Origin of the sequence: Pseudomonas sp. RHF3.3-3, assembly GCF_048069595.1 — a bacterium.
In the GTDB taxonomy this organism is placed as follows: Bacteria; Pseudomonadota; Gammaproteobacteria; order Pseudomonadales; family Pseudomonadaceae; genus Aquipseudomonas; species Aquipseudomonas fuscovaginae_B.
Genome location: NZ_CP182250.1, coordinates 2,713,321 through 2,728,834, shown reverse-complemented (window position 1 = coordinate 2,728,834; position 15,514 = coordinate 2,713,321). Strand labels below are relative to the sequence as shown.

Sequence of the window (15,514 nt, the reverse complement as noted above, 5' to 3'; positions counted from 1 at the left end):
CCCGGAACTACCCGGCACGCTGGCGGGTGGGGTCGCGGCTCTGCGCCAGCAGCAGGTCGACCACTGCACGACAACGTGCCTGATCATCCAGGTGCGCGGGTTGGGCCTGGAAGCAGCGCAATTGACGTTCGGCGCTGGTGCCGTCCCGCAACAGGTTGAAGGCCTGGTTGAACAGTTGCTCCTGGCCCAGGGCCTGCGCCGTGGCGCCGAAGGTGTGGTGGGCCGACGCCAACCAGTGGTGCAGATCCATTACCGGCTGTTCGGGGTCCATCAGGTAGTGCCCGTGCACGCCCCAACGGCGAGCCTGAAAACGGTTCTCCTTGAGCAACCAGTGATGGACCAGGGTGTAGCGCTGACCGGGCTCGGCGTGCAGGCAGGCATGGCGCACCATGACGCTGAACAGGCCGGCCAGGGTCAGGACATCCTCGACGCGAGGACAGGCATCGGTCAGGCGCAGCTCAAGCGTCGGATAGCGCAACGACGGCCGGATCCCCCACCAGATCGGCGTGTCGGCACGTAGCGCCCCGGCGCGACGCAGCAGGGCCAGATAGTCGCCGTAGGCCTGGTCATCATTCAGGTATTCGGGAACGCCCATGCGCGGCCACTCATCGCACACCACCTGGCGGTAGCTGAAGTAGCCACTGTCGCGGCCTTGCCAGAACGGTGACGAGGCGCTCAGCGCCAGTAACAACGGCAGCCAGGGCAGTACCTCGTTCATGACGCGGATGCGGTCAATGCCTGGGGGCACTTCAGCATGCACATGCAGGCCGCTGAGCACACTGCGCTGCGCGACCTGGGCGTAATCGCCGAACAACTGCCGGAAATGCTCCTGCCCGGTGGCACGTTGAAGGTGCCACTGGGCCACTGGGTGCGTTCCCGCGCAGAGGAAGCCCAAGCCGTGAGGCGCCAACGCCTGGTCGAGTGCGTAGCGTCGCTGGCGCAGGTACTCGCTGGCCTGAGCGAGATGCTCGAACACGGGCGACGCCACTTCGATCTGGCCCTGGAACATTTCGGCGGCGAACCCCGCGCCCAGCGCCTCACGACAATCGCGCAGCACCTGGGCCGAAGGCTCGGCGACCATCTGCCGGCTGTCCAGATCGGTGATGAAATACTCCTCTTCGACCCCCAGACGCTGTGGCAGGCCGTGATCGAAGGACATGGCGGGCCTCATCGCTCACGGCAGACGGGTGACGGTGAGCACCACCACCGCGATCCGCTCCACCTGCTCATAGCCGGGTTTGTCCAGCTCCTCGCCAAACACATCAGGGTCCAGTTCCCGATAGGTCCAGCCATAGCGCCCATCGACCAGAAGCGTACGGGCGGCCTCGAGAAACGGATCCTGCCCCTGGACTATCGCCACGCCGGTGTACAGGACCAGCGCACCGTTGACGTCCAGCCGTGGCAGGGAAGCCTGGAGGATGCGCAACGACAGGTGCTCGCCCAGTGCCCCGCCGCCATGACGATAGGCTCGTTGCCGGCTGTCGTTCATGTAGGGGGGATTGGCCACGATCAGATCGAAACGCCCCTCGATGCTGTCGAGCAAATCACTGTGGTAAACGCTGAAGTTGCGCACCCCGGCCAGCTCGGCATTCACCGCACTCAAGCGCAGGGCGCGCGGGTTGATGTCGACGGCCAGCACCTGCGCATCATGCCGGGCACGCGCCACCAGCAGGGCCCCGACACCGGTGCCGCAGCCGATGTCCACGGCACGCCGCACCGGTGCAAAACGCTGGTTCAAATAGTCTGTGATCACACCGGCAAACCGATAACTGTCGGGCCCGAAAAACACGGCATCCGGCTCTTCGGTCGGAAACGCGGAATGGGCCAGCAGCAGGTCTCCCAGGCTCGACCATCGAATCGTGCTGCGCAGGCGACCGGCGTCTTCCCGCAAGATCCCGGCCTGCTGCAGTTGGGCAAGCTGCGCCGCCTCCAACAGGCTGGGCTCGAAGGGTCGGGACCAGCCAAATACATCGCGAAGATCCACCGCACAGGGTAGCGGTGATCGGGCCAGCACCCGCTGGTGCGTCAATGGCGTGGGTGTGACGAAACGGTAGCCGTCCGCCTGCAGACGCCGCCCCAGTTGCACCAGCGCCTGGTCGGTCTGGCGCGACAGCGTGTAGTCGCAAGGATTCATGGCCGCTCTCCTGAGCAATCAGCGCAAGCGCTTACGCAGTTCGAGGAAGGTGCGGGCGGCAAAGAGCCCGGCGGGCCGGCTATGGCGAGGGGCGGATAGCCAGGGCAACAGCACCGCGATCTGCTGGTCAGGTGAATACCGGTTCAACACCTGGCGCAAGAGGCAGGTTTCCGGATCGTCTTGAGCATCCTCCGCCGCCCGGCGATGGGCCACTCCCCCCCGGGGAATGCCAACAGGCGTTGAGTCCTGCCACCTTCCCGCAATCCAATCCTTGATCAGTTGCTTCTCATAGCCATTGAACACCCCGAACATCGCCGCGGCGTCACCCTCGATCAGACGCCAGAAGCGACTGTCTCGCGGGTCCTGGTGACGACGGATCCAGCCCCGGTCCTGCAAGGCCTGCAAGAACGCCGGAATACACCCCGGTTGCTCCAGCCACTGGTTGACGGTCTTGCCTTCGAAGCGACAGCGATCGGCATGCAGGTACTGGCCGGCCAGTCGCTTGCGCTCCAGCATCGACACCACTTCCCGCTCCAGATCGAAAGCCCTGATCACGTCCAGCGTGCCCAGTCCCAGGTCATTGAGCTGATAACCGCGGGCCACTCGTTGCCAGTACTGTTTGGCGGCCATGCCGACCGGCTTCAGTTCGCTGACGGCTTGCACGGCCTTGCGCGCATGGCCCGTGCTGGCGTTGTCGATGGTGACGTGCAGCGTAAAGTAGTAGGGGTCGATGCCCCATTCGCTCAGCTCGTAGGCGCAGATCAGCAAATGCAGGGGCAACTGCTCGTAACCCAGGTTGTAACCCAATACCTCCGGCAGGAAGGCATCGGCAGCGTGCCCCAGCGCCAGTTGAATCACACCTTGCCGATAGTGCTCGTCGCCCAGATCCGGATCGTGCTCGCAGTCTTCATCGGCCAGCAGCCGGCGATACAGGGCCACATGATTGAGCGCGGCCTCGCCATCCCCCAACTCCTGCAGATAGGTGGTGATCAGACCGTCATAGCGATAGTCCCTCCAGTGTTTCAACGTTCCGTACAGCCAGGCGCCATCGACCAGCTTGGTCGGTGCCACGGCCTGCAGGAAGTACAGTGCATGCGCCTTGTTGCGCAGATAACGTCGCCCAGCGCCCTGGCGGCGTTCCTGCAGGTAGTGAGCGTACTGCCGGGCGACCTCGGCACAGTGGCCCTCGACCCAGGCCAGCAGCTGATGGAATTGAGTGGGCAGCGGATGGGCAGCCGGTTCCACCTGTTGCAATTGCTGGTGGAGAACGTCACAGGCCAGCTCCACGGGCGGCTCGTCACCCAGGGCCAGCAGTTGCTGGTACAGGTTGCGCAGTGGCGCGCACGGTAGCGGTGCCAAGCTTGCGCTCAGCGCTTTGACTGGCGTCATCGAGTACTCCTTCAAATCAGTGGCTCATGAGGGGAAGAGCCGCTGCGCAAAGGAAAGATTCCATTCCGTTTCATCAATGGCTGATGACCGGTCCTGCTGACGGAAATCCGTCGTTTCGCTTCATCGGCACCGGGCCTGAAAGAATGCTTCGCGACGGTCGAAGTCTGACAAGGCGCAGCGCTCCTGTCCCTGTTCCAAAGACCTCAAGGCGAAGCGGCCAAGCCGACGTCGATGCCGCACCGCCCTCCCCTCTCTATACCCCTATTGCAGAAGCACGCCGCTTGCTTATAAGCATCAAGCGGCAGAAAAACAGCAAACTACCGTTCATCGCCAGAAGAAAATTTAGTTCCAACTTCTCCCACCCACCCCAATCCCAGTTAATGCTCGCCCTGCGGTGAGCGAAACAACTCAACGAACCAGAGGTATCATCATGACCAGTAAAGGCAATTCGAACCCAGGCAACTTCGCCAACGATCGTGAAAAGGCATCCGAGGCCGGCAAGAAAGGCGGTCAGGCGTCGGGCGGCAATTTCGCCAACGATAAGCAGAAGGCCTCTGAAGCGGGTAAAAAAGGTGGCCAGCATAGCCACGGTGGTCAAGGCCGCGGTTGATGTCTGAGTCCTTGCGCAGGGGCTGCGGCCCTTGCGCCTCTTTTTGCAAGCCTTGCACCCTGCTCTCTCAGGCTCGGCATGACGACTCTCGGAGATTGTCCCTTTATTCTGGATAGTCTCTGCTTCGGTATATTCTCTATAAATCGGAAAATCCGGCTGTAATAAAGAAGTCAAACCCAGAGCATTGATGGCCCTAAAAAATGTCGAAATTACCGATCATGGGTGTTTCATATTTAAAGTCTATTCTCCTTTCGGGATGAGTTGAAACTACCAGGCCACTCCTGCTCGATACGGATGTTGCCTTGCACAACCGCTGCCGTTCAAACGCAATCGGATTGAACTCCCTTCAAGCACCCTGCTTCATACCTTAGGCAATGGTTCTCCACCGTTCCACCCGCCAAGGATGATGAGCATGCCCCATGCCGACACCCTCCAGCATGACGTACTGCAAACCCTGCTCAGCCGTTTTCCGGCGTCTGCGCCTGCCGCCCACACCCTGCGCACCTTGCAGGCCCACGGCCTGGATCGATTGCCGTTGCCAGGCCAGGGCAAGACCTTGCAGCGCTGGCAAAAACTGGCCCAAGTGGCCGGGCATGACCTTTCACTGGCCAAACTCTATGAAGGCCATACCGATGCGCTGGCAATCCTGGCTGAATGTGATGCGCAGCATCTGAAGGAGCAGGCTATCTGGGGCGTCTGGGCCGCCGAGCCGCCCTTTGCCAGCACGCGGATTGTCGCCCGTCGCGGCCCGCAGTTGCAGTTGCGCGGGCGCAAGGCCTGGTGCTCGGGTGCCCACCACATCGATCGCGCACTACTGACCGCCTGGGATGAAGAAGGCCGTCAGCAACTGGTCGCCATCCATCTCAATGAGCCCACCCAACACCTGGACGCCAGCACCTGGCACGCGGTGGGCATGGCAGACACCGGCAGCGTTGAGCTCGAGTTTCGCGACACCCCTGCGTACCCGGTGGGTCAACCGGGGCGTTATCTGGAGCGTCCGGGTTTCTGGCATGGCGGGGCAGGTATTGCCGCTTGCTGGTATGGGGCCAGTGAGGCCCTGGCCGAGCATCTGCGCCAGTACTGCTGCACCCGGCGATCCGATCCCCATGCCAACGCCCACCTGGGGGCCGTCGAGGCGTCCCTGTGCGCCGCCAGAGCCACACTGCGCGAATGTGCAGCCTGGATCGACGCGCATCCGCAGGCCGAGGCCAGCGTCCCCGTACGCCGCTTGCGGGCAGTGGTGGAAGAAGCCGCCTCGAACGTGAGCGCTCATGTGGGACGTGCGCTGGGGGCCAGCCCCTACTGTCGTGATCCCCACTTTGCCCGGCTCGCTGCCGACCTTCCGGTGTACCTGCGGCAAAGCCATGCCGAGCGGGACCTGGCAGAGCTGGGCCACCAGGTGGCCGATGCGGCGCCAGGGAGCTGGCAGCTATGAGCACCGCCATGGACTCGAAGGCGATTGAGGGAACCGGCACGCCCCTGGCCGACTGGCAACGCTCGGTGTCCCTGGCGGAGGTGCCGCCCATCAGCCGCAACACGCTCGTTCCCGACGGATGCCGGCTGGTCGTGGTCGCACCGCACCCCGATGACGAGGTGCTGATGTGCGGGGGGCTGCTGGTGGGCCTGGCGCAACAGCCGGCACCGAACCTGTTGTTGATCTCGGTGACGGACGGCGAAGCCAGCCATCGAGGGTCGACGCGCTGGACTGAACACCGGCTTCGGCAGGTGCGCCCCCAGGAGAGCCTGGCCGCCCTGCATGAACTGGGACTCAAGACCACGCAGCTGCAATGGTTGCGCCTCGGGCTGCCGGACAGTGACGTTGCACGCCATGAACCCGAGCTGTGCCACGACCTGTCGCAATGGATCGAACCCGGGGATCGCGTGATCACCACTTGGCGCGAGGATGGTCATGCTGACCATGAAGCGGTTGGGCGGGCCTGCGCCGGGGCAGCCCGACAACGCCAGGCCATGCTGTTCGAAGCCCCCGTGTGGGCGTGGCACTGGGCCCTGCCGAACGATGCCCGCCTGCCGTGGAAACGTGCTCGCAAACTCTCGCTCGACGCCTCGACGCTCTCACTCAAGCGTCGGGCGATCGCCGCTCACCGCAGCCAGACAGTGCCTGATCAGGACACCGCGCCAGTGCTGCAGGCCCATGCCCTCGAAAGGCTTCTGCAACCCTTTGAACTGGTATTCACATGAGTGTGAGCGAGCACTACTTCGCCCAGTTGTTTGCCGCCAGTGACGACCCCTGGCAATTTCGCAGCCGCTGGTACGAGCAACGAAAACGCGACCTGATCCTGTCCTGCCTGCCACGGCAACGCTATGGGCGTGTCTTCGAGCCCGCCTGTGCCAATGGCGAGCTCAGTGCCGCCCTGGCCTGCCGCTGCGACGCACTGCTGTGCCAGGACGGCGACCCGACGGCCGTGCGCCTGGCACGGACACGCCTGGGCGACTTGCCCCACGCGGTGGTCGAACAGGGCCGGCTGCCCACGACCTGGCCGGCGGGACCGTTTGACCTGATCGTACTGGGCGAGATCGGCTATTACCTCAGTGCCTGCGACTGGCGCCAGGTTATCGCCCAGGCCCTCGACAGCCTGGCGCCCGGGGGTGAAGTGCTGGCCTGCCACTGGCTTGCGCCCATCGCGGGGTGCGAACAGGACGGAAGCCAGGTCCATGCCCTGCTCGAACGCCATCTGCCCCTGCATCGGGTCGTGCGCCATGAGGAAGCGCAGTTTCTGTTGGAGCTCTGGAGCCCGGAGCCCTGCGTCGTCAATCTGCAGGAGACCTGCCTATGATCGCCGTGATCGTACCTGCCCATAACGAGGCCCAGCGACTGGGGAAATGCCTCCAGGCCTTGAAACGGGCCGCCCGCCCTGTGGAACGCCTGGGCGAAGCCGTCCAGATCCTTGTCGTCCTGGATCAGTGCAGCGATGCCAGCCACTCCATCGCCGTGGCACATGCCGTTCGCACCCTGAGCATCGACGCACGCAACGTCGGCATGGCCCGCCGGGCCGGCGCCTCCCTGATGCTGGAGAACGGCGCTCGCTGGCTGGCGTGTACCGATGCCGACAGTTGCGTCCCTCCCGACTGGTTGCTCTGCCAACTGGCATTTGGCGCCGATGCCGTGTGCGGCACCGTGCATGTTGAGCACTGGCAGGCTCATCAGGATGCCAGGCTGCGCCAGCGTTATCAGGCGCACTACCAGGCGCGCGAGCATCATCGCCACATCCATGGGGCCAACCTGGGCATTTGTGCCAGGGCCTACCAACGGGCCGGCGGCTTTCAACCCCTGCCACTGCACGAGGATGTACAACTGGTGAACGACCTGCAGCAAAGCGGGGCTCGAATCGTGTGGACCGCCCGCAACAGTGTCTCCACCAGCAGTCGCAGCGACTGTCGCGTGCGCGGCGGATTCGGCGATTTTCTCACTGCGCTGGGCACTTGAGCCCCGCCATGGGCTTCCTCCTGTGGATGAGCGTGCTGGGCGGAATCCTGCTGGTCCTGGCACTGACCTCCTCCGCCTTGCGCTGGATGCCGATCACCACCTCGGCCGCCTGCCTGGTCATGGGGATTGCCATGGGTCCTGCCGGACTCGGCTGGCTGCAACTGGACCTTCATCAGGCGTCGTCCTGGATGGAGCACCTGAGTGAGGTCGCCGTACTGTTTTCCCTGTTCGTGTGCGGACTCAAGCTGCGCCTGCCTCTGAAGGACCCCAGCTGGCGAGTCGCCTTGGGGCTTGCCGGACCGGTGATGTTGCTGAGCATCGCGGCCACCGGCATGGCGCTGCACTATCTGCTCGGACTGCCCTGGGGAGCCGCTGTGCTGGTGGCCTCGATCCTCGCCCCTACCGACCCGGTATTGGCCTCCATGGTTCAGGTGAACGACTCGAGGGATCACGACCGGGTGCGTTTCGGCCTTTCCGGCGAAGCAGGACTCAACGACGGGGTGGCCTTTCCATTCGTCCTGTTGGGGCTGGCGATGCTCCAGGCGCCAGGCAGCACCAGCGATGGCTGGCTGGAGTGGCTATGCAAGGATCTGGTGTGGGCCGTTCCGGCAGGCCTGCTGATCGGCTACGGCATGGGGCGCGGGCTGGGCCGGCTGACGCTGCTGATGCAAACCCGAAACCGGGACAGCACCTCCTCGCCCAACGACTACCTGACGCTGGCGCTGATCGCCCTGGCCTATGTGATTGCAGAGGCATTGCAGGGGTATGGTTTTCTCTCGGTCTTCGCGGCCGCGCTCGGCTTGCGCCGGTCGGAAGTGCTCTCCTCGGACAGTGCCAAAGCGCCCGCCGAGCACCTGGTGCAGCCCGTGGTCGGGCACCAGAACGTCGAGCCGCACCTGGCCCTGCATGGCGATGTCGATGCCCTGGAAGAGGCCCAGGTGGCGGCGGGGGTGATGATGGGGGACATGCTGGCCTTCGGTAACCTGGTGGAAAGGGCCATGGAGGTGTTCCTGGTCACCCTGCTGGGGGTCGTCATCGTGAACTATTGGGACGGGCGGGCAGTGATCATCGGCGCCCTCCTGTTTCTCGTCATCCGGCCGTCGAGCGTCCTGCTGCTGCCTTGGGGCCCACTGCTGCAGACGCCTCAACGGTGGCTGGTGGGCTGGTTCGGTATCCGCGGGATCGGCAGCCTGTATTACCTTTTCTACGCCTTGAATCACGGGCTGGACGCGGACCTGGCCGGGACCTGTGTCGGCCTGACCCTCTCGGTGGTCGCCCTCAGCATCCTGATCCATGGCCTGAGTACCCAGCCCATGCTTGCCCGCTATGAGCGCCTGAGGGCGAAGCAGGATGACACCTGACCCGAACGGGACCGCCTGCCAAACAGGTCCACGCCCTGCCGCTTCATCCTGCAAGTCGAATCAGAAGCTGACGGTCTGCACTATCACCGACCAGCTTCCGAGCAACAGCCAGAAGAGGGCAAAAAGCAGCGGTGAACGCAGGGAGAACAGCAGCGATTTGCGGTACCCCTTGTGCGTCGATTCACTGGCGCAGAATAACGGCGACTCATCATAGGCCAATCCCATCACCGGCTCGCTCTGCAAGAGCTGGCTTTGCTTGAAGTGCCAGTGATCGATGATCTCGTACGCCGCCTTGATGCCAGGCCAGGCGTTCAGGGAACTGAGAATGCCGAGCAAGGCCAGTATCGGCGGCAGGGACAGCGTGAACAGCTTGCCCCACTCAGGATTGACGTTGCTCATACAGGAAGCGAAAGCGATGACCAGAAATGACTGGGCCGTGAGGTAGGCGTCCGTCCGATTGGACAGGATGGTGGTTTCGTACTGGATTTCACGGCGATAGAAATCCAGGCGCTCCTTGGGAGAGCCGAACATCTTGGCATTCTGCTCGGTCAGGTCATCCTCGTTGATCCGAGACGTCAGGATCCGGGGCATCGCAACAGGCTCTCGTGGTCAGTTTCCATTACGCGTTGTCGGGCTGCCCGGAGACAGATCCTCGGCGATACATGACGGCTCTCCTGCAAAACGCTTGAAACTCAAGGACCCGGCTGCCGCGATAATAATTCCATTGTTTTTATCCAGGCCCGACACAAGGCAACCACAGCGCAACTGGCCGCTTCGCCAGTTTTACCGCTCGTCCGTAAAAAAAACATCCGTTCAAACCAATCCGGGCGACGCCTTTTCCATACCCCTGTTACCGATTCAAACGCACTGAAACACACACCGCACTGAATGCAGCGCGCGTGAGGGAGCACCTATGAAAATCAAAAAACCTCATCTGTCTTTCCTGATCAGTGCAATGACGCTACAGGGGTGTAATGCCGTTCTGTTGAACCCCAAAGGCCAAGTCGCCATTGACGAGCGCAACCTCATCTTTCTCGCCACAGCGCTGATGCTGGTTGTCGTCTTGCCGGTGATCGTCATGACCTTCTGGTTCGCCTACCGCTATCGCGCCAGCAACAAGACTGCGCCCTACGCACCGCGCTGGGCCAGCTCACACAGGATCGAGGCGGTCGTCTGGGGAGTGCCGCTGCTCATCATCTTGGTTCTGGGTGTCGTCACCTGGCGGACCACCCACTCGCTGGATCCCTACAAGCCCCTCGAGTCGCAGGTCGCACCGCTGAATGTCCAGGTGGTGGCGACAGACTGGAAATGGCTGTTCATCTATCCCGACCTGGGGATCGCCAGTGTCAATGAGCTGTCCCTGCCGGTAAACACTCCGGTCAGCTTCACCATCACTTCCGACGCGGCGATGACGTCATTTTTCATTCCCGCATTGGGAGGCCAGGTCTACGCCATGGCCGGCATGCAGACCCGGCTCCACCTGATCGCCAACGAAACGGGGCAGTTGCGGGGCATCGCCGCCAATTACAACGGCCCCGGTTTCTCGGACATGCACTTCGATACCTATGCCACGACCGCCAGCGGGTTCGAGGCGTGGGTGGCCAAGGTGAAAACCGCCCCACGATCACTGGATCACGCGCAATACGCAAGGCTCGCCAGACCCACCATCGCCCATCCGGTGACCTACTACTCCCGCGTCGATGAAACGCTGTTCCAGGCCATTGTGGACCAGTACGAGGGGATGAACCCGTCCAACGGAACCAAGGGCAAGGAAACCGGGATGCGTGCCATCGGAATCCATGACCGCAAGCCCCAACCCATGATGTCGAAGGAGCCCTGACATGTTCGGAAAATTGACCTGGGACGCCATCCCCACCGATGAGCCGATCATCATGTACACCCTGGCGGTGGTGGCGCTGATCGGCGTCACCCTGCTCGCCTGGGTGACCCATAAGCGGTACTGGGGCCACCTGTGGCGCGAATGGCTCACGAGCGTGGACCATAAGAAGATCGGCTGCATGTACATCATCGCGGCACTGGTCATGCTGCTGCGCGGTTTCTCCGACGCCATCATGATGCGGACACAGCAGGCCATGGCCGCCGGTGGGGGAGCCGGCTACCTGCCCCCGGAACACTACGATCAGATCTTCACCGCCCATGGCGTGATCATGATCTTCTTCATGGCCATGCCGTTCGTGGTGGGGCTCATGAACGTCGTCGTGCCGCTGCAGATCGGCGCCCGCGATGTCGCCTTCCCTTTCCTCAATGCCTTGAGCTTCTGGCTGTTCGTGGTCGGAGCCGTGCTGGTCAACGTGTCATTGGGGGTCGGCGAGTTCGCCCGCACCGGCTGGGTCGCCTACCCGCCACTTTCAGGGCTCGCCTATAGCCCCGGCGTCGGGGTCGACTACTATATCTGGTCATTGCAGATCTCCGGCATCGGTACGCTGCTCACCGGGGTCAACTTCTTCGTGACCATCCTGAAGATGCGGACCCAGGGCATGACCCTGTTCAAGATGCCGATCTTCACCTGGACGGTGCTGTGTACCTCCATTCTGATCCTGGCCGCCTTTCCCATCCTCACCGCCACACTGTTCATGCTGACCATGGACCGCTACCTGGACATGCACTTCTTTACCAATGAAGCCGGCGGCAACCCGATGATGTACGTCAACCTCATCTGGGCCTGGGGACACCCGGAGGTGTACATCCTGATCCTGCCGGCATTTGGCATCTTTTCGGAAATTGCCGCCACGTTCAGTCGCAAGCGCCTGTTTGGCTATGCCTCGTTGGTATGGGCAACCATCGCCATCACGATCCTGTCGTTCATCGTCTGGCTCCATCACTTCTTCACCATGGGTGCCGGCGGCAACGTCAACGCGTTTTTCGGCATCATGACGATGATCATCGCCGTGCCGACCGGGGTGAAGATCTTCACCTGGCTGTTCACCCTGTACAAAGGCCGGGTCCGCTTCGAAACACCCATGCTCTGGACGCTGGGCTTTATCGTGACGTTCAGCATCGGTGGCATGACCGGTGTGCTGCTCGCTGTGCCGGGGGCGGACTTTCTGCTGCACAACAGCCTGTTTCTGATCGCGCACTTTCACAACGTCATCATTGGCGGTGCGGTGTTCGGCTACATGGCGGGCCTGACCTACTGGTTCCCCAAGGCCTTCGGCTTCCGTCTGAACGACAAGTGGGGAAAGACCGCCTTCTGGTGTTGGCTGATCGGCTTCTACTTCGCCTTCATGCCGTCCTACGTGTTGGGTTTCATGGGCATGACCCGACGCCTGAATCACTTCAACAACCCCGAGTGGCGCCCATGGCTGATGCTGGAGTTGATCGGCGTGGCGATCATTCTCTGTGGAGTGACGTGCCAGGCCGTGCAACTGTGGGTGAGCATTCGCGATCGCGACAAGAATCGGGACAAGACCGGAGACCCCTGGGACGGGCGCACCCTGGAATGGGCAACAGCCTCCCCGCCCCCGGTCTACAACTTCGCTCAACAACCGGTAGTGGATGACCTGGATGCCTATTGGGGAATGAAGGAGCGTGGCATCAGCACCCTCACCCACACCGACTACCGGCAGATCCACATGCCCAGCAACACCTCGGCCGGCCTGCTGATCAGTCTCTTCACCTTCCTATGCGGTTTTGCCCTGGTCTGGCACATCGGGTGGCTGGCAGTGCTGGGACTGGTCGCCGCCGGTGTGGCCCTGATTGTTCGCAGTCATGACGAGCACACCGACCATTTCATACCCGCGCAGGAAGTCGCCGTGATCGAGAAAACCCGGCTTCAGCATCTGACGGAGGCGTCATCATGACTCACACGGTATTGAATCAAGCTATCGCCCATAACCACGAACAGGGCCATGAAGACGCGGGCTCCCTGAAGGTGTTCGGCTTCTGGGTCTACCTGATGACCGACTGCATTCTGTTCGCGACGCTGTTCGCCAGTTACGCCGTCCTGCGCGACAACGTCGCCGGTGGACCTTCGACGGTCGACATCTTCGAGCTGCCTTATGTCCTGGGAGAAACCCTGCTGCTGTTGCTGAGCAGCATGACCTACGGCTACGCGATGCTCGCCCTGAACCGAGGTGCCGCCGGGCAAGTGATTCGTTGGCTTGGGCTGACGTTCCTGCTGGGGTCCGCCTTCGTGGGCATGGAGATCAATGAGTTTCACCATCTGGTTCAGGAAGGGTACGGCCCTGCCCGCAGCGGCTTTCTCAGTGCCTTTTTCACGCTGGTCGCCACCCACGGTCTGCACGTCGCCATCGGCCTGATCTGGATGGCCGTTCTCATGTGCCAGGTCGCCCGTCGGGGGATCACCGGCACCACGGCAATGCGTCTGAGTTGCCTGAGCCTGTTCTGGCATTTTCTCGATGTCATCTGGATCTGCGTGTTCACCGTCGTCTACCTGCTGGGAGTGGCCTGATATGTATACCCAAAGCCCCATCAACAGCTCAGCCGGTTCAAGCCATGGCAGCAGAACGTCCTATCTGATCGGATTTGCTCTGTCCCTGGTGCTGACGATCATCCCTTTCGGCCTGGTCATGTTCCCGACACTCCCTCGCCACTTCACGGCCTGGTTGGTCATCCTGAGCGGTATCGTGCAAGTCTTCATTCACTTGAAGTACTTCCTGCATCTGGATACAGCCGCCGAGCAGCGCTGGAACCTGATTGCGTTCGTTTTTTCGCTGGTCATCATCCTGCTGCTGGTGGGGTTGTCGTTATGGATCATGGAAAGCATCCACATCAAGATGCTGGCACATTGAGTCACGCTCCCGGGCACTTGATCACCCCACTATCGCCCGTTACTTGCCAGCCCTGACAATCGACCTTCAATCATTCTCAACCTGAGGCTGCGCACGAGCAGTCGACGCGCCCCCACAGAGGCTTTATTTAGCGAGACGATTTATCGACTGACCATCGAATAAACTCAAAACAAGTTGAACCTTCAATAAACATCCATCCGTCGCCCCTATAAAAGAATAAAAAAACCTTGAGCGTTTTCTCTCCTCAACATTAAACGGGCCAACGGTTCGTACTTTAACAATCATGAGGTGAGATAAAATGGCTAATACTGAAAACACCAATCCTGGAAACTTTGCCAATGACCGTGAAAAAGCCTCTGAAGCAGGCCGCAAGGGAGGCCAGGTATCGGGAGGCAACTTCGCCAATGATCCGGAACGAGCCGCCGAAGCCGGTCGCAAAGGCGGTGAGCACAGTCACGGCGGGGGCCGGCATGCCAGCGACGCCCAGGACAACGAGTCTAACGGCGGTCGCGGCGGCAACTTTGCCGAAGACCGTGAAAAGGCTTCAGAAGCGGGGAAAAAAGGTGGCCAACATAGCCACTCCGGTGGGCAGAAATCCTGAGTACGTGTAACCCGGACCAGGCCTCAGGGACATCGGGGCCTGGTCCCCCTCTCGCCAACCCCTCTTTCATCCTGATATTGAAGGGCCCATCACCTGAACGGCCGTGATGCCTTGTGCGACCCAGACAGACCGATGCGCTCGAGGAGATTCAGCATGTTTTTACACAATAAGCGCCTTCAATACACCGTACGCGTCGCGCAACCCAACCCGGGCCTTGCCAACCTGCTGCTTGAGCAGTTTGGCGGTGCCAATGGCGAGCTCGCCGCCGCCGCCCGGTACTTCACCCAGGCACTGGCCGAAGAGGATCCAGGCCGCAAGGACCTGCTGATGGACATTGCCACAGAAGAACTGAGCCATCTGGAGATCGTCGGCTCGATTATTGTCATGCTCAACCGGGGCGCCAAGGGCCAGATGGCAGAGGGCGTCCAGGCAGAAGGCGAGCTGTATCGATCCATCAACGGGGCCGGCAATGATTCACACATCACCAGCCTGCTCTACGGGGCCGGAGCCCCACTGGTGAATTCCGCCGGCGTGCCCTGGACGGCGGCCTACGTCGACTCCATGACGGAACCCACCGCCGACCTTCGCTCCAACATTGCTGCCGAAGCCCGCGCCAAGATCGTCTACGAGCGGTTGATGAACGTGGTCGACGACCCCGGTATCAAGGAGGCGCTCGGTTTCCTGATGACCCGGGAAATTGCTCACCAGAAGTCGTTCGAGAAAGCCCTGCACGCCATTCAACCCAACTTCCCCCAAGGCAAGCTGCCGGGTATGCCTGAGTTCGCCAATACCTATTTCAGCATGTCCAAGGGCGAGCCTGACCTGCGCGGTCCATGGAACAATGACGAGGATTTCGAGTACGTCGACAATCCTCAACCGGCGCTCGATGGTGGGGACGGTAGCGCCAGCGTGGACCTGCCCGCTGCCGACGAGGATGTGCTTGAAGCCATGAAAATTCGAACCCAGTCGGACCCGGCAGCCAACCCTCTCACCGGTGCGGATCTGGGGTCTGGACTCACTCGCAGCAAAAACCCCCTGTAAACGTCAAACGAGTGCGGCGACGGTCGCACTCTTCCAGGTGGAGGGCGCGCTGAATAATGGGTTAACCACAACTTGTGTACACCCCCTCATTCAGATACCCCAGGCAAATAACCGCACCCGAAAGAGCAAGAACGCCCTTCCATCCTCGATATCCGATGTTA

16 protein-coding genes are annotated in these 15,514 nt (G+C 61.7%); 12 read left to right on the top strand and 4 right to left on the bottom strand.

All coding sequences use genetic code 11. The features are described 5' to 3' along the window. Positions 1-7 precede the first annotated feature (7 nt). From ACMGT0_RS12570 to ACMGT0_RS12560, 3 genes are read right to left on the bottom strand one after another with little or no spacing between them, the layout of a single operon-like run. Positions 8-1,159 (bottom strand): carboxylate-amine ligase, encoded by a 1,152-nt coding sequence (locus ACMGT0_RS12570; protein WP_416772832.1) that lies wholly within the window; start codon positions 1,157-1,159, stop codon positions 8-10. Between the two features lie 15 nt (positions 1,160-1,174). Further along, entirely contained in the window at positions 1,175-2,134 is a 960-nt protein-coding gene (locus ACMGT0_RS12565; protein ID WP_416772830.1) for a methyltransferase, read from the bottom strand. An 18-nt stretch (positions 2,135-2,152) separates the two neighbouring features. Further along, a complete protein-coding gene (locus ACMGT0_RS12560) occupies positions 2,153-3,523 on the bottom strand; it encodes an iron-containing redox enzyme family protein (RefSeq protein ID WP_416772828.1) in 1,371 nt (456 codons plus the stop codon). A gap of 430 nt (positions 3,524-3,953) precedes the next feature. Between ACMGT0_RS12560 and ACMGT0_RS12555 the strand changes: the two genes are divergently transcribed. The 6 genes from ACMGT0_RS12555 to ACMGT0_RS12530 all read left to right on the top strand — a co-directional run bounded on the left by ACMGT0_RS12555 (position 3,954) and on the right by ACMGT0_RS12530 (position 8,939). Next, positions 3,954-4,133, top strand: coding sequence for a general stress protein (locus tag ACMGT0_RS12555; RefSeq protein ID WP_054056895.1), 180 nt, complete (start codon positions 3,954-3,956; stop codon positions 4,131-4,133). 406 nt (positions 4,134-4,539) lie between these two features. After that, positions 4,540-5,568: an acyl-CoA dehydrogenase family protein gene (locus tag ACMGT0_RS12550; RefSeq protein ID WP_416772825.1), complete on the top strand. Its 1,029-nt coding sequence runs from the start codon at positions 4,540-4,542 to the stop codon at positions 5,566-5,568. Positions 5,569-5,576: 8 nt separating this feature from the next. Further along, a complete protein-coding gene (locus tag ACMGT0_RS12545; RefSeq protein ID WP_054056930.1) occupies positions 5,577-6,332 on the top strand; it encodes a PIG-L deacetylase family protein in 756 nt (251 codons plus the stop codon). Beyond that, a complete protein-coding gene (locus ACMGT0_RS12540; protein ID WP_054056897.1) occupies positions 6,329-6,928 on the top strand; it encodes a class I SAM-dependent methyltransferase in 600 nt (199 codons plus the stop codon). Before ACMGT0_RS12545 ends, ACMGT0_RS12540 begins: the two co-directional genes overlap by 4 nt. Further along, the gene (locus tag ACMGT0_RS12535; protein ID WP_054056898.1) at positions 6,925-7,578 is read left to right on the top strand and encodes a glycosyltransferase; all 654 of its coding nucleotides are present in this window, start codon (positions 6,925-6,927) and stop codon (positions 7,576-7,578) included. Before ACMGT0_RS12540 ends, ACMGT0_RS12535 begins: the two co-directional genes overlap by 4 nt. A gap of 8 nt (positions 7,579-7,586) precedes the next feature. Beyond that, positions 7,587-8,939, top strand: a complete 1,353-nt coding sequence (locus tag ACMGT0_RS12530; protein ID WP_054056899.1) for a cation:proton antiporter — start codon at positions 7,587-7,589, stop codon at positions 8,937-8,939. A gap of 60 nt (positions 8,940-8,999) precedes the next feature. Here ACMGT0_RS12530 and ACMGT0_RS12525 read toward each other — a convergent pair whose 3' ends face one another. Further along, positions 9,000-9,530, bottom strand: coding sequence for a hypothetical protein (locus ACMGT0_RS12525; RefSeq protein ID WP_054056900.1), 531 nt, complete (start codon positions 9,528-9,530; stop codon positions 9,000-9,002). Between the two features lie 322 nt (positions 9,531-9,852). Here ACMGT0_RS12525 and cyoA point away from each other — a divergent pair, with 322 nt between their 5' ends. From cyoA to ACMGT0_RS12495, 6 genes are all read left to right on the top strand, one after another. Next, entirely contained in the window at positions 9,853-10,779 is a 927-nt protein-coding gene (gene cyoA / locus ACMGT0_RS12520; RefSeq protein WP_416772823.1) for a ubiquinol oxidase subunit II, read from the top strand. Position 10,780: 1 nt separating this feature from the next. Beyond that, positions 10,781-12,760, top strand: a complete 1,980-nt coding sequence (gene cyoB / locus ACMGT0_RS12515) for a cytochrome o ubiquinol oxidase subunit I (RefSeq protein ID WP_416772821.1) — start codon at positions 10,781-10,783, stop codon at positions 12,758-12,760. Further along, positions 12,757-13,371: a cytochrome o ubiquinol oxidase subunit III gene (cyoC, locus tag ACMGT0_RS12510; protein ID WP_416772820.1), complete on the top strand. Its 615-nt coding sequence runs from the start codon at positions 12,757-12,759 to the stop codon at positions 13,369-13,371. The genes cyoB and cyoC overlap by 4 nt, the downstream gene beginning before the upstream one ends. Before the next feature lies 1 nt (position 13,372). After that, the gene (gene cyoD / locus ACMGT0_RS12505) at positions 13,373-13,711 is read left to right on the top strand and encodes a cytochrome o ubiquinol oxidase subunit IV (RefSeq protein ID WP_054056904.1); all 339 of its coding nucleotides are present in this window, start codon (positions 13,373-13,375) and stop codon (positions 13,709-13,711) included. A 298-nt stretch (positions 13,712-14,009) separates the two neighbouring features. Continuing rightward, entirely contained in the window at positions 14,010-14,312 is a 303-nt protein-coding gene (locus ACMGT0_RS12500) for a general stress protein (RefSeq protein WP_081005884.1), read from the top strand. 153 nt (positions 14,313-14,465) lie between these two features. After that, the gene (locus ACMGT0_RS12495; protein ID WP_416772818.1) at positions 14,466-15,353 is read left to right on the top strand and encodes a manganese catalase family protein; all 888 of its coding nucleotides are present in this window, start codon (positions 14,466-14,468) and stop codon (positions 15,351-15,353) included. Positions 15,354-15,514 lie beyond the last annotated feature (161 nt).

Bases quoted from the DNA above. Each gene is read 5' to 3' on its own strand.
- cyoA (WP_416772823.1), top strand. From the start codon at position 9,853: ATGAAAATCAAAAAACCTCATCTGTCTTTCCTGATCAGTGCAATGACG.
- ACMGT0_RS12545 (WP_054056930.1), top strand. From the start codon at position 5,577: ATGGACTCGAAGGCGATTGAGGGAACCGGCACGCCCCTGGCCGACTGG.
- cyoC (WP_416772820.1), top strand. From the start codon at position 12,757: ATGACTCACACGGTATTGAATCAAGCTATCGCCCATAACCACGAACAG.
- ACMGT0_RS12525 (WP_054056900.1), bottom strand. From the start codon at position 9,530: ATGCCCCGGATCCTGACGTCTCGGATCAACGAGGATGACCTGACCGAG.
- ACMGT0_RS12550 (WP_416772825.1), top strand. From the start codon at position 4,540: ATGAGCATGCCCCATGCCGACACCCTCCAGCATGACGTACTGCAAACC.
- ACMGT0_RS12495 (WP_416772818.1), top strand. From the start codon at position 14,466: ATGTTTTTACACAATAAGCGCCTTCAATACACCGTACGCGTCGCGCAA.
- ACMGT0_RS12540 (WP_054056897.1), top strand. From the start codon at position 6,329: ATGAGTGTGAGCGAGCACTACTTCGCCCAGTTGTTTGCCGCCAGTGAC.
- ACMGT0_RS12555 (WP_054056895.1), top strand. From the start codon at position 3,954: ATGACCAGTAAAGGCAATTCGAACCCAGGCAACTTCGCCAACGATCGT.
- ACMGT0_RS12535 (WP_054056898.1), top strand. From the start codon at position 6,925: ATGATCGCCGTGATCGTACCTGCCCATAACGAGGCCCAGCGACTGGGG.
- ACMGT0_RS12565 (WP_416772830.1), bottom strand. From the start codon at position 2,134: ATGAATCCTTGCGACTACACGCTGTCGCGCCAGACCGACCAGGCGCTG.
- ACMGT0_RS12500 (WP_081005884.1), top strand. From the start codon at position 14,010: ATGGCTAATACTGAAAACACCAATCCTGGAAACTTTGCCAATGACCGT.
- cyoD (WP_054056904.1), top strand. From the start codon at position 13,373: ATGTATACCCAAAGCCCCATCAACAGCTCAGCCGGTTCAAGCCATGGC.
- cyoB (WP_416772821.1), top strand. From the start codon at position 10,781: ATGTTCGGAAAATTGACCTGGGACGCCATCCCCACCGATGAGCCGATC.
- ACMGT0_RS12560 (WP_416772828.1), bottom strand. From the start codon at position 3,523: ATGACGCCAGTCAAAGCGCTGAGCGCAAGCTTGGCACCGCTACCGTGC.
- ACMGT0_RS12570 (WP_416772832.1), bottom strand. From the start codon at position 1,159: ATGTCCTTCGATCACGGCCTGCCACAGCGTCTGGGGGTCGAAGAGGAG.
- ACMGT0_RS12530 (WP_054056899.1), top strand. From the start codon at position 7,587: ATGGGCTTCCTCCTGTGGATGAGCGTGCTGGGCGGAATCCTGCTGGTC.